13 protein-coding genes are annotated in these 11,756 nt (G+C 64.4%); 7 read left to right on the top strand and 6 right to left on the bottom strand.

Annotation, left to right across the window (positions count from 1 at the left end):
- Positions 1-69: 69 nt before the first annotated feature.
- The 4 genes from SSA02_RS09685 to SSA02_RS09670 form a co-directional block, all read right to left on the bottom strand.
- Entirely contained in the window at positions 70-318 is a 249-nt protein-coding gene (locus SSA02_RS09685; RefSeq protein ID WP_147093854.1) for a hypothetical protein, read from the bottom strand.
- 84 nt (positions 319-402) lie between these two features.
- Entirely contained in the window at positions 403-1,557 is a 1,155-nt protein-coding gene (locus tag SSA02_RS09680) for a GNAT family N-acetyltransferase (protein WP_147093952.1), read from the bottom strand.
- A gap of 65 nt (positions 1,558-1,622) precedes the next feature.
- Positions 1,623-2,087 (bottom strand): RidA family protein, encoded by a 465-nt coding sequence (locus tag SSA02_RS09675; protein WP_147093853.1) that lies wholly within the window; start codon positions 2,085-2,087, stop codon positions 1,623-1,625.
- A gap of 35 nt (positions 2,088-2,122) precedes the next feature.
- Positions 2,123-3,745 (bottom strand): TSCPD domain-containing protein, encoded by a 1,623-nt coding sequence (locus tag SSA02_RS09670; protein ID WP_147093852.1) that lies wholly within the window; start codon positions 3,743-3,745, stop codon positions 2,123-2,125.
- A 321-nt stretch (positions 3,746-4,066) separates the two neighbouring features.
- On the opposite strand from SSA02_RS09670, the gene mlaD reads away from it, so the two are divergent.
- The 6 genes from mlaD to SSA02_RS09640 all read left to right on the top strand — a co-directional run bounded on the left by mlaD (position 4,067) and on the right by SSA02_RS09640 (position 8,295).
- Positions 4,067-4,567 carry an outer membrane lipid asymmetry maintenance protein MlaD gene (mlaD, locus tag SSA02_RS09665; RefSeq protein ID WP_147093851.1) on the top strand — a complete coding sequence of 167 codons (501 nt, stop codon included), beginning with the start codon at positions 4,067-4,069 and terminating at the stop codon, positions 4,565-4,567.
- Positions 4,564-4,770 (top strand): hypothetical protein, encoded by a 207-nt coding sequence (locus SSA02_RS09660; protein ID WP_147093850.1) that lies wholly within the window; start codon positions 4,564-4,566, stop codon positions 4,768-4,770. The genes mlaD and SSA02_RS09660 overlap by 4 nt, the downstream gene beginning before the upstream one ends.
- Entirely contained in the window at positions 4,767-5,465 is a 699-nt protein-coding gene (locus tag SSA02_RS09655) for a DUF2155 domain-containing protein (RefSeq protein ID WP_147093849.1), read from the top strand. The genes SSA02_RS09660 and SSA02_RS09655 overlap by 4 nt, the downstream gene beginning before the upstream one ends.
- Before the next feature lie 233 nt (positions 5,466-5,698).
- Complete coding sequence (gene otsB, locus SSA02_RS09650) at positions 5,699-6,457, top strand: trehalose-phosphatase (protein ID WP_147093848.1); 759 nt, start codon at positions 5,699-5,701, stop codon at positions 6,455-6,457.
- On the top strand, positions 6,458-7,801 hold the full coding sequence (locus SSA02_RS09645; protein ID WP_147093847.1) for an alpha,alpha-trehalose-phosphate synthase (UDP-forming): 1,344 nt from the start codon (positions 6,458-6,460) through the stop codon (positions 7,799-7,801).
- Positions 7,798-8,295, top strand: a complete 498-nt coding sequence (locus SSA02_RS09640) for a disulfide bond formation protein B (RefSeq protein WP_147093846.1) — start codon at positions 7,798-7,800, stop codon at positions 8,293-8,295. Before SSA02_RS09645 ends, SSA02_RS09640 begins: the two co-directional genes overlap by 4 nt.
- Before the next feature lie 28 nt (positions 8,296-8,323).
- Here SSA02_RS09640 and SSA02_RS09635 read toward each other — a convergent pair whose 3' ends face one another.
- Positions 8,324-9,208 (bottom strand): aspartyl/asparaginyl beta-hydroxylase domain-containing protein, encoded by an 885-nt coding sequence (locus SSA02_RS09635; RefSeq protein WP_306345086.1) that lies wholly within the window; start codon positions 9,206-9,208, stop codon positions 8,324-8,326.
- A 254-nt stretch (positions 9,209-9,462) separates the two neighbouring features.
- Between SSA02_RS09635 and SSA02_RS09630 the strand changes: the two genes are divergently transcribed.
- Complete coding sequence (locus SSA02_RS09630) at positions 9,463-9,822, top strand: UrcA family protein (RefSeq protein ID WP_186807753.1); 360 nt, start codon at positions 9,463-9,465, stop codon at positions 9,820-9,822.
- A 133-nt stretch (positions 9,823-9,955) separates the two neighbouring features.
- Here SSA02_RS09630 and SSA02_RS09625 read toward each other — a convergent pair whose 3' ends face one another.
- A complete protein-coding gene (locus SSA02_RS09625) occupies positions 9,956-11,647 on the bottom strand; it encodes a stimulus-sensing domain-containing protein (RefSeq protein ID WP_371859210.1) in 1,692 nt (563 codons plus the stop codon).
- Between the last annotated feature and the right edge of the window lie 109 nt (positions 11,648-11,756).

The following is an 11,756-nucleotide window of genomic DNA, read 5'->3' as shown; positions in this document are numbered from 1 at the left end:
CGCCCGCCCCGGATCACCCTCCGGGAGGGGGCGATTCATGCCCCGGGCCTGTTCCGGGTCCCGGCCTGCTCACCGGGGCCGTTTTCCTGAAAGATCGCATCCATCCCCCCCGGCACCGTATTTCTCGACGCCGAATCCGTCGACGCCATGTCCCTCATGGGCGAACTCGCCGCCCTCGAAACCGAAGAAAAGCAGGGCCTCCGCCCAGAGAAGCGATGGCGGAGGCGACAGGGACCGGGACGTTTCCGGGCGGGGCGCATGGCTCTGGGCGAGAAGGCGGGCGAGATCGGCAGCGCCGGTCGAGAGATATCGGATCATGCGGTCTGACCTTCACAGGAACGACGCGGCAGATGCCACGTACGATGACGGTCACCACAGGCTATATGATAGTGAGAGTCGTTCTCAACTAATATTTTCCTCACGGAAGGGAGACAGGCTGCGAAGATCGTCCCTCTCGCGCAGGATGGCCTCTCTTTCCTGTTCGAGAAAGGCTGCGACCGGTCCCGCCAAAGCGGGATCGCGAATGAAATGGGCAGAGCGCGTCAGGCGCGGGAGATAGCCGCGCTGGATCTTGTGTTCGCCCTGGGCGCCCGCCTCGACGCGGGAGAGACCCTGCTCAATGGCGAAATCGATGGCCCTGTAATAGCAGAGCTCGAAATGCAGGAAGGGCCATGATCCTTCGCATCCCCAGTTCCTGCCGAAAAGGGTCGAGGTCCCGGCGAGGTTGAGCGCACCCGCTACGGGTCGATCTCCCGCAAGCGCCTGCATCAGAACGACCCGCGTGCCCAGACGCTCCGACAACTGCGAGAAGAAGGCGCGCGTCAGATAGGCCTGTCCCCATTTCCGGTCGATCGTAGCCTGGTAGAATGCGTAGAAACCATCCCAGTCGGCCTCTGTGATTTCATCGCCGCGACGCGTACGGAAGACGAGCCCGCAGGATTGCGCTTCACGTCGTTCACGGCGAATGGCCTTGCGCTTTCTCGAGGACAGGGTCTCGAGAAAGTCGTCGAATGTCCCATAGCCCCGGTTCTCCCAGTGATATTGCAACCCGATCCGGGGAAGCCAGCCCCGATCGACGGCAGCGTTCTGGTCGTCTTCAGAACAGAAGGTCATATGAACGGAAGACAGACCGAGCTCCTCGCATGCCTGTTGCAGGGCCTGCGCGAAAAGACCGCGTATCGTCTCCGCATCCGGCATATCGGGGGAAACGAGCAGTCTCCCGCCGCTGACGGGCGAGAACGGAATGGCGATCTGCGCCTTCGGATAATACCGCCCGCCTGCCTGTTCATAGGCCTGCGCCCAGCCATGGTCGAAAACATATTCGCCATAGGAATGCGCCTTGAGGAAGAGCGGCGCCAGAGCGACGATCTGCCCATCTCCCCGGAGCACGGCATAGCGCGGCAGCCAGCCGCTCTCCGGCCCGACCGAGCGGCTCTCCTCGAGTGCGAGGAAGAAGTCATGGGCGACGAACGGATTGTCGTCGCCCGCGCAATGCCCCCATTGCACGGGATCGATTTCGGCGATGGAGGCATGCAGGGTCAGGGACCAGTCCGTCATCTCCGCTAGGTGGGCCGTCACCGGGCGGGAATCAAGCATTCCCGGCATCGCCCTCCGGGATCAGATCAGGCGATTTCGACGAGCGCCTCGATCTCGACCGGAGCATCGAGCGGCAGGGACGGCACGCCGATCGTGGAGCGGGCATGACGTCCCGCCTCGCCGAAAACGGCTACGGCGAGATCGGATGCGCCGTTCATGACCGTGGCATGCTGGGTGAAATCGCTCGTGCAGGCAATGAAACCGCCGAGACGGACGATCCGCACGACCGGGGACAGATCGCCGAGTGTCGCCTCGAGCTGGGCAAGGATATTGAGAAAGCAGAGTTCGGCACAGGCTCGCCCGAGCTCGGGAGACACATCCTCACCCAGCTTGCCCGTCGCCTTGAGCGTGCCGCCGGTCAGCGGCAACTGACCCGAGACGACGAGAAGCGACCCGGTGCGGGCGACGGGCACATAGGTCGCAACGGGAGCGGCAGCCTTTGGAAGGGAAAGGCCGAGTGCTGCGAGGCGGTCCTGGGGAGAATCGGTCATCGGTATGACTCCTGACGAAGGAGCGTCATCCCCCGTCAGCTGACGAGGCGCAGCTTGCCGCGCTGTCGCGGGGGAGGATCGCCCGGGATATCGAGCGGCAACATCGGATCCTCGTCAACGATCTCCGGATCCTCGGGCGCGCTGTCGGGAAGACGTTTGTCGAGATAGCTATCTGACAACGCCCGGAACGCATAATCAAGCAGCGAGGACGCATAGGCTGCCACCGGATCGCCCTCGACCGTACCGGCAGGGCCGAAACGCGTATGGGCGAACTGGGCGACATAGGCCTCCAGCGGCGCACCGTACTGCAGACCGATCGTCACCGCCTGACCGACGCTTTCGAGCAGACCGCGCACCATCGCGCTTTCCCGCCCCGGCGTCAGGGAAATCTCGCCCAGAGAGCCATCCTCATATTCGCCGGTACGCAGATAGAGCCTGTGTCCTCCGATGGAACTGCGCTGCGTGAAGCCGCCATGACGCGCGGGCAGAGGGCGGCGCGTCCCGCGATCGAGCCGGGTGCGCAGAGGCAGGGGCGCAGCCGGATCGGGTCGTGCGGGCATACGATCGACAAATCCCGTGAGGGCGCGATGCATACGCAGATGGGCGTCGGGGCCGGGTTGCGGGAGCGGCGTCTCGCCGAGTACGGAGGCCGCCAGAGCCGCCTCGATCGTCAGCCCGCGCCGTGCGATGCGGGCCAGCGCACTCACCCGCAGCTTGCCGTCGGGTCTGAGAGGCGAGAAGATCGGCGCAAGTCCGCAGGCTTCGACCCCGAGAAGCGCATCGATCGGGCCGGGCCGGGAGAACCCCGTCTCGATCAGGGCGCGATTGGGCAGATCGGGAAGGGCGTCTTCCATTTCGTCCCGGATCTGACGTCCGGTCGTCTCCAGGCCGGGTATGGGGCAGGAAACCGGCGGAAGCGGCACAGGCCCCGCACCCTGACGGGCCAGAGAGGTCACGAGCCAGGACAGATAGCACGCGGCATCGCGTCCATCCTCGCTGTCGTAATCCAGCCCCATGAGCGCAAGGCAGCAATCGAGATTCGTCAGCAGGACGATCCCCGCAGGACCGCCCGGCACCTGGCCGTCCGGAGCATGGCCGTCCAGCGTCTGGCTACCCGGAGTCTGGCCACCCGGAGTCTGGCCACCCTGTGCCTCAGGCTCCGGCGCGCTCGCAGCCGGCGTGTCGAACAGGGGAAGCTCCCCGTTGAGCATGGGGCCATCGACGGCATGGAGCCTGCGCAAAGCCGCACAGGCCATTCGCATGCATTGCACGAGCGCCGCGCCGGAGAACGCGCCTTCATCCACGAAGGCAGCAAGATTGAGCACGAACCCCGCGCGCCGGTCGATCTGCCCCTGCCACAGCCCCTGTTGCGGGGCGAGCTCCTGCCGGAGCAGCCCCCCGGCAAGCGCCGGACCGAGACGGATCGGGCTCGTCTCCCCGGAAAGGGGAGGGAGACGATCGAGACGATCGAGCCAGCGCCCCGCCTCCGTGGAGAGACGCACAGGCCCTGTTCCGGGGGCGAGCTGCACCAGCGCCGCCGCAGCCTCGTCCTCCCAGGTCACAGGGAGGGTCACGGCCCGCAGGGCGAGATCGTCAGGATCGGCGGCGACCTGAGCGGTGCGCATCCGTACCCCGTTCCACTGGAGAAGCATTGTCATGTCTGTGAATCTAGATACGCGCCGCCCGACCGGAAAGGGGAATTCGGCAAGGCCAGGCGGGGATAATGGTCCGTAAAATGGGGATATGGTGGATAACGTTTCCCGGCCCGCCTCCCCCGTGCTTCGCTCCGCCCCGGAAATCGCTCCGTCCCGAATTGCTCCCTGTGCCGGAAACGTCGCGTCTCCCGGAGGGCGCTCCCGGTGCCCGGCAGGCAAGAGGGCGCGGGAGGCGCCATCCGGACGATGGACGCTGACGGACGAAGCCTGTAGGACTGAAGGGCGTCATCCTTTTCGGGCCCATCAAACCAGGACCAAAGCCTCATGCCTTCACTATCCGGCGTGCGACCCCGTCGCGACCTCGTCGAGCTGATGACCGGCTTTCTCGTTCTGGCCCTTCTGGCCGCTCTTCTGGCACTTGCGGTGCTCGGACGGCATCAGGGCGGCAGCGACGGCTATACGCTGCACGCCGTCTTCGATCAGATCGACGGGCTTTCGGTCGGATCGGATGTCCGCCTGGCGGGGATCACCGTCGGCCATGTGACATCGGAATCCGTCGATCCCGGAAATTACCGCGCCGAAGTCGCCTTCACCGTGCGTGACGGGATTGCCCTGCCGACGGATAGCGCGGCCATCGTGACATCGGACAGTCTGCTCGGCGGAAAATACATCGCCCTTTCTCCGGGTGGCGACGAGAAGGACCTGAAACCGGGCAGCATGGTCACCCAGACACAGGGCTCCATCAGCCTCGAGCAGCTTCTGAGCAAGTTCATCTTCTCGGTTACGGATTCTCTCGACAAGAGCCGGAAGGCGAGCACCCCGTGACCGGATCGATCCCCTGGACCGATCGCGACGGCAACCCCGTTTCCTGCGTCGAGAAGCTCAAGGTTCTGCGCGAAAACGATGCCGAACTGAGACAGACCCTTCAGGATGTCTATGAGGATGCCCTCCTGATGGGCGTGGATCCGGAAGTCATGCGCCATCATCTGAGGCAGATGATCGACGCATTGAAAGGACTCAAGACATGAAACGCCTCGCCTGGACGCCGTTTCTCGCCCTCGTCCTGAGCGCGCCCGCTTCGGGCGCCGAGGCGGTGGCTCCGCCCGTCATGTATGCCGCCGATCTCTGGCAAGGGCGCGGCGAGGCCGTCATCCAGATCCTGAACCGCACGGATTCGACCGTCGAGACCCTGACGATCCCCGCTGGCGGCGAGGCACACTATCATTCGCTGCATCTGCGCGTGACCCGCTGCGTCGATCGCCCGGAAACGCTGCCGCGCAATGCGGCCGTGCTCCTCAGCACGACCGACGATTCCGAGCCGGAATCGGCCTGGACGGGCTGGATCCTCGCCGAAGAGCCCTCTCTCTCCACCTTTCGCAGCCCGCTATACGGCATCAACGTCATGGGATGCGCGGGTCCGAAGACCGACCCGGCTCTGGCCCCCCTGCCCAAGCCGGTCGTTCCGGTCCTGACGGCCTCGCCCCCCCAGGGCGAACAGAACCAGCCCGGCGATCTGGACGATCGCCCGGGCGGATCGGACAGCGCGACCGGCCCGACCCGCCTCGCCCCGCTGGGCGACCAGCCCGTCCCGCCTGCCTCTTCCGCCCCGCCTTATGGCCGCCCTTCCAGCACCGCGTCCGGAGGCGGCCCGACCCAGCTCACGCCTTTCTCGGGCAATGGCGCGACCCCGCTCCCTCCCCCGCAAGCCGCTCCGTCCCGCTGACCCCGCAGCTTCGACCCCGCAGCTTCGACCCATCGGCTTCGACCTTGTTGCGCCGATCCTCCCGCGTCGTTTCCGGCCGGAAGGCCGGAGAGCCGGGAGGCCGCCTTGCCTCCCTTCCTCCGGGGAAACATCTTTCGACATACGACCATATTCTGATCAGATTTGCGGGCGATAACGCGGATGTTCCCCCGGGTTCGGTGCAACCGCGTATCAATGAGGAAGTTATCAGGATCATGACAACCCCCTCTCCCGCCGAGCCGGACAGGCCCGATCTTCCCCTTCCCGCTCCGGCGTTTCCCCCGCCGGATCGCGCGGCGTTCCTGCTCGATTTCGACGGAACGCTCGTCGATATCGCCCCCACCCCGGCCTCGGTGAAGGTGGAAGAGGGTCTTGTCGAGACCCTGACCCGGATCAGAACGCTCTGCGGCGGCGCTCTGGCCATCGTCACCGGCAGACCCATCGCGCAGATCGATCATTTCCTGCCTCATGTGCCGACCGCAATCGCCGGTGAGCATGGCCTGACCCTGCGTCGCAGCCCCGATGCCCCGACGGAACCGATGATGACGACCCCCTTGCCCGAGCCGTGGATCGACCGGGCCGAAACGCTCGTCGCCCGGTTTGCGGGCTGTGCCCTCGAACGCAAGCAGGCGGGTCTCGTGCTGCATTACCGGAGCCATCCGGAGGCCGGACCCGTATTCGAGCAGGAGATCCTTGCCTGGCTGTCGGGTCAGGACAGGTTCGAGATCCATCCTTCCAAGATGGCCTGGGAAATCAGGCTCGCAGGGGTTCACAAGGGCAAGGCGGTCGAAGCTCTGATGCAGGCGCCTCCTTTCAGGGGACGCATTCCCGTTTTCGTCGGCGATGACGTGACCGACCGGGACGGGGTCGAAGCCGCACGGGCCATGGGCGGACAGGGCTATCTCATTCCCGACGATTTTCCGACCGCCCATGCATTTCGCGCTTTTCTCGCAGGTTACGGGGAGCAGAGCTGAATGGGACGCCTCGTCGTCGTTTCGAACCGCGTTCCCGCCCCGCGGGAACGCAGTCAGCCCGCGGGCGGTCTCGCGGTCGGTGTGCGCGATGCCGTGCGCGGTACGGAAAGCCTCTGGTTCGGATGGTCCGGTCGTCATGCCAGCCAGACGAAAGACCAGACGCCCAGATGCGACACGCATGAAAGCTGCACCTATGCGACGATCGATCTCACGCGCAGCCAGTACGAGCATTTCTACGAGAATTTCTCCAACGGTCTCCTCTGGCCGCTCTGCCATTACCGCATAGGGATCATCGATTATCGTCGGACGGATTATCAGGTCTACCGCGAAGTCAACGCCATGTTCGCCGACCAGCTCGTCCCGCTCCTCCGCGAGGACGACACGATCTGGATTCATGACTATCATCTCTTCCCGCTCGGGGCGAAGCTGAGGCGACGCGGCGTCAAGGCCAAGATCGGCTTCTTTCTGCACATCCCGTTCCCGCCCTGGAGCGTCACCCGCGTGTTGCCCTGCGCCGAGGAAATGCTGCGCGAGATGGCGGCCTACGATCTCATCGGGGTGCAGACCGAAGAAGATGCCCGCAACATGGATGGCTGTTTCGCGGCGAACGGCCTCCCCAATCGCGCGGCCCATTTCCCGATCGGGATCGATCCGGTCGAATTCAGCGAACAGGCCAGCAGGAACGTCCTCATGCCGGAGGTGCAGCGCCTCCATGCCTCGCTGCGCGGGCGAAAGCTGATCCTGGGTGTGGACCGCCTCGATTATTCGAAAGGAATTCCCGAGCGTATCCATGGCTACGAGGCCTTCCTGAACCGTTATCCCCAGCACAAGGGCGAGACGGTCCTCTTGCAGATCACGCCGGTGTCACGCGCCGGGGTCGCGAGCTACCGCGACCTGCGTCGCCAGCTCGACGAGATGGCCGGACATATCAACGCCATGCATGGCAATTTCGACTGGTCGCCCATACGCTATCTGACCCAGTCGGTCTCGCGCGAGCTCCTTGCCGGCTTTCACCGGATCGCGGATGTCGCGCTCGTGACGCCCCTGCGCGACGGCATGAATCTCGTGGCGAAGGAATTCGTCGCCGCTCAGGACGAGGCCGATCCCGGTGCGCTCATCCTGTCCTCGCTCGCAGGTGCCGCTCCGGAGATGGAACAGGCGCTCATGGTCAATCCCTACGATTCCGAAGGGATCGCCGATGCGATCCATGCCGGAATCACGATGAGCCTTGAAGAAAGACAGAGGCGCTGGCAGGCTCTGCACAAGGACGTGACCCAGAATACGGCAGCCAACTGGGCCGATACGTTCCTCGAAATGCTGAGAGAGACCGAAAGACGGGAATGATTACAAGACTGACCGGTGGATCGCTGTTTCTCGCCGGTATGGCCGCACTCGGAATCGCATGGTGGGCGGAACATGTTCTGGGCTATGCGCCCTGTGAGCTCTGCCTCATCGAACGCACCCCCTGGCGTATCGTCGGCGTGCTCGGCGTCATTGCCCTGCTGGTTCCGGGGATGATCGGCTTCTGGGCGACGGTTCTGTCTCTCCCGGCGCTCGCCGCCGCCGTCATGCTTGCCGGCCTCCATAACGGCGTCGAACGCAAATGGTGGCAGAGTCCGCTCCCGTCCTGTCACGCGCCTGTCTTTCATGGCGGAAGCTTCAGCGAGCGCATGGCCCATATGCCGTTGCGTCCCGCCAAACCCTGCGACGATCCGACCTATCTTTTCCATCTCCCCGTCTCGATGACGGTTCTCGGCGGGATCGCGGCTGCCGTGCTCTTCGCGCTCGTCAGCTACAGTGTCGTGCTCCAGGCCCGGCAATGGCGCCAGACACGCTGACCGCCCAAGGCGCGCTCATCCCGGTTTTCTACGCCCCTGAAGCAGGGGTTACCGAAGCAGGGGTCCCCGGCGCAGGGGCTGCGTCATTACCGGTCGGCATCCGGTCCAGACGCTTCTTGATCTCCTGAACGAAGCGTGAATGACGCACGCAGAACAGGAAGAAACGCAGGAGCCTGCGCGCTGCCTTGCGGCAGGGACGCTGCATCTGGACCAGAAGGATGTAGCGATCCTCGTCCGTATCGTTCCAGACCTCGTGATTATAGGTGTCGTCGAACAGCAGGGACCCGCCATCGCTCCAGCTATGGACGTGCAGCCCGGCCTCGGTCTCGATATTGATATGACAGGCTTCCCTGTTCCTCGGGATGCTGAGACCGAGATGATAGACGAGCGTTCCCTTGGTCATGCCGACATGACGGGGGATGTGACATCCGGCTTCGAGCACCGAGAAGCTCGCCGTCACCAGACCCGGAATCCGGTCCAGAAGGGCCGTCGTCTTCGGCGCGCGCTGACGGTTCTCCTCGCGACGATAGCCGTATCCCTCGAAAAAGAAGGATTTCCACCGTCGGTCCCCGGCAATACGTCCGTGCTCGCGCGAGATCTCTCCCAGAGACGGGATATCTTCCGCCCGGATACGAAGCGCCTCGTCCCGGATGGTTTCCCAGTTCCGCTCGAGCATGCGGATCCAGGGAAAATACCGCGTATCGACGAGCGCCGTATTCGGAATGAGCGAGTTGCGGGCGATGAAACGGTCGATTGAGGGCCGGAGATCCTTGCCGATCTGATAGAGCGACTTGTTGAGGAAGGGCAGCTTGCGCCCGTGATCCACCACTCTCTTGCCCAGATAATCCACGTCAGGCCCCCTGTAATCGATCTGTAACAGGAGGACACTGATCCGCTGCGATCGTTTTTTCAAGACCGCTCCGGACCGCCGATCGCAATCCCGGCGGCGCCTCCCGGATATCGAGCGCAGACCTTGCAGGAAAACTGGCGAAAAACGCCATCGAATGGCCGATTATCCATATCTTATGGGATAAGTTTCTTTCTCTTTCAGGGTTTCTGGAAAAATATTCTCTCCCAGCAATGAAAATACGGGTTTGGCACGCTTCTTGCATGGAGTGTCTCGACCGGGGAGGCATGGGGCCTTCCGGTCAGCCCGGAGATTGCATCATGTTCGTTGTAACCAAGACGCTCGTCACCGCCGCCAGCCTTGTCGCCCTGACCGTCACCCCGGCTCATGCCGATGCGGCCCGGCTCGAAACCGTGCAGGCGCAGCCCGGCACGCCCGACAATGCCCGGATCGATATCTCGCATGTCAATCTCGACTCCGACCGGGAGTGGAACCGCATCGCCGATACCCTCCGCGAGAAAGCCGAAGCTCTGTGCGAGGCGCAGCTGGGCGCGAGCGACCGCCGCGCCGCGGAGGTGGAGGAATGCGCGCAGGCCTCCTATGAAAACGGCGTGGCGCAGATGCGCGACGTGCTGGCGCGACGCAAGGCGGCAGGCCAGACCCGCCTCGCCCGGTTCTGACTTCACGCATGACCGGAAAAGGAAAGGCGAAGCGCGGGCAAGGCATGCCGGGCCCGTATCGACCGATGCGCGGCATGCCCGGTCCGGAGCGCCGGATCTGCGCTCGCGGGGCGGCAAACCGACGCGCCCGAGCCTAGAGCGCGCGCGGCAGCAGGATAACGAAACGCGCGCCGATCACCCGGCCCGCATCGTCGTGACGGTTCTCCGCATAGAGCGTTCCGTGAAGGGCCTCGACGATCTGTCGGCTGATCGCCAGACCCAGCCCCGAATGCTGGCCGAAATTCTCTGTCTGGGGTCGCTCGGAGTAGAACCGGTCGAATATGTCCTCCAGCTTGAGGGGCGGAATACCCGGTCCCTCGTCGCTGACGGTGATCTTCACCTGCCGGTCCTGCGGCGCCATGAAGAGCACGATCCTGCCGCGCGGAGGCGAGAAGGAAATCGCATTGCCGATCAGGTTGCGCAGGACCTGAACGAGACGATCCTCCACGGCCAGGACGCGCAAGGGGTGAGTCGCGTCGTCATGGGTATCGTCCAGAACGAGAACGGCATCCTCGGGTTTGCGCGTGGTCTGGTGCATCTCCGTCAGGATCGAGAGCAGCATCCCGACGGCGACCGGCTCGGATCGCGTGCGGGAAAGCTCGGCATCGATACGGCTCGCATCGGCAATATCGGTAATCAGACGATCCAGACGGCGCACATCGTTGTTGATGATCCCGAGAAGACGGGTCTGGCGCTCCCGGTTCTCGATCCGCGGCAGGGTCTCTATGGCGGAGCGTATGGAGGAAAGCGGGTTCTTGATCTCGTGGCTGACATCGGCCGCAAAACGCTCGATGGCGTCCATGCGCGCCCAGAGGGCCAGCACGCTCCCCCTGAGCGCGCGGGCCAGCACGCCGATCTCGTCCCGACGTACCAGCAGCGCTTCCGGCACGGTATCCGCACGTCCGGAAACATCGCGCATGTCATGCGAGGCCACCGCAAGCCGCAGCAGGGGGCGCGCGATGGTCAGGGAGAGATACCATGACAGAAGCATCGTGATCACCATCGCCGCAAGAAAGAGCGAGAGGATCGAGGACCGGACCGCGAAAAGCGATCGATCGACTTCCTGTGCCTGCCGCGTGAGCTGGATGATCCCCACGGTCTGACCGTCATGGGTTACGGGCTCTGCCACGGTGATGACGAGCTGATGATCGGGGGTACGGCGGATATAGGGCGCCGCCTCGACACCGCGATACTCGCCGGCCGAACGCAGGGGCGGAGGATTGTCCTGCGTGTCGAGCGTCACGATTCCCTCCCGGGACGAAAGCGGGAGAAGCGAGAGAAGCCATTCATAAGCGATCTCGATGCCGTTATTGCGCGGCGGCTCCCAGCGGGGCGGGGGCGCGGGCTCTCCGGCGCCCGACTGCACGTTTCTCTTTCCGCGTCTGACGAGAGCCGCCTCGTTCATGCTGTCGGCCACCAATGTCCCGTCCGGTCCGACGAGCCGGGCACGGACATTCGGACTCGGTTCCGTAAGACGCAGGAGAAGAGGCCGGGCCTGGGCGGCATCCAGCATGAATTCCGCACCGGGCAGCGGATGCCGGGCGGGATCGCGCACCACGGCGATCTGGCCCATGGCCGCTGCATAGATATGCGCCTGCTCACGCAGGGCGTTCACATCGGTCTCGAGCAGGCTGTTCTGGAAATCGTTGAGAAACAGGAGCGTGACTGCGAGAATGGCGAGAGGCAGCGTATTGAGCAGGAAGATCCGCCTCATGAGCGGCGAGGCGAAACGCGGCAGGCGGAAGCGCCGCGACGGCTCGTTCTCGCGTCCGGCTTCCAGCGCCATGATGTCGCGATGGCGCAGCGAGCGCCTGCGCAACCGGCGCATCAGGCGCGAGACCGTGCCCGGTGCCCCCCGCCGGGACGGCCTTCCATAGGGTTCGGGCTGCGGCATG

This window comes from Swaminathania salitolerans (assembly GCF_007988945.1).
Taxonomy (GTDB): Bacteria; Pseudomonadota; Alphaproteobacteria; order Acetobacterales; family Acetobacteraceae; genus Swaminathania; species Swaminathania salitolerans.
Note: the sequence above shows the minus strand (reverse complement) of the source record. Positions and strands in the feature narration are given on the sequence as shown.

Excerpts from the sequence above, each read along its gene's own strand:
- SSA02_RS09675 (WP_147093853.1), bottom strand. The coding sequence starts at position 2,087 with ATGACCGATTCTCCCCAGGACCGCCTCGCAGCACTCGGCCTTTCCCTT.
- SSA02_RS09630 (WP_186807753.1), top strand. The coding sequence starts at position 9,463 with ATGTTCGTTGTAACCAAGACGCTCGTCACCGCCGCCAGCCTTGTCGCC.
- SSA02_RS09670 (WP_147093852.1), bottom strand. The coding sequence starts at position 3,745 with ATGACAATGCTTCTCCAGTGGAACGGGGTACGGATGCGCACCGCTCAG.
- mlaD (WP_147093851.1), top strand. The coding sequence starts at position 4,067 with ATGCCTTCACTATCCGGCGTGCGACCCCGTCGCGACCTCGTCGAGCTG.
- SSA02_RS09625 (WP_371859210.1), bottom strand. The coding sequence starts at position 11,647 with ATGGCGCTGGAAGCCGGACGCGAGAACGAGCCGTCGCGGCGCTTCCGC.
- SSA02_RS09640 (WP_147093846.1), top strand. The coding sequence starts at position 7,798 with ATGATTACAAGACTGACCGGTGGATCGCTGTTTCTCGCCGGTATGGCC.
- otsB (WP_147093848.1), top strand. The coding sequence starts at position 5,699 with ATGACAACCCCCTCTCCCGCCGAGCCGGACAGGCCCGATCTTCCCCTT.
- SSA02_RS09680 (WP_147093952.1), bottom strand. The coding sequence starts at position 1,557 with ATGACGGACTGGTCCCTGACCCTGCATGCCTCCATCGCCGAAATCGAT.
- SSA02_RS09685 (WP_147093854.1), bottom strand. The coding sequence starts at position 318 with ATGATCCGATATCTCTCGACCGGCGCTGCCGATCTCGCCCGCCTTCTC.
- SSA02_RS09655 (WP_147093849.1), top strand. The coding sequence starts at position 4,767 with ATGAAACGCCTCGCCTGGACGCCGTTTCTCGCCCTCGTCCTGAGCGCG.
- SSA02_RS09645 (WP_147093847.1), top strand. The coding sequence starts at position 6,458 with ATGGGACGCCTCGTCGTCGTTTCGAACCGCGTTCCCGCCCCGCGGGAA.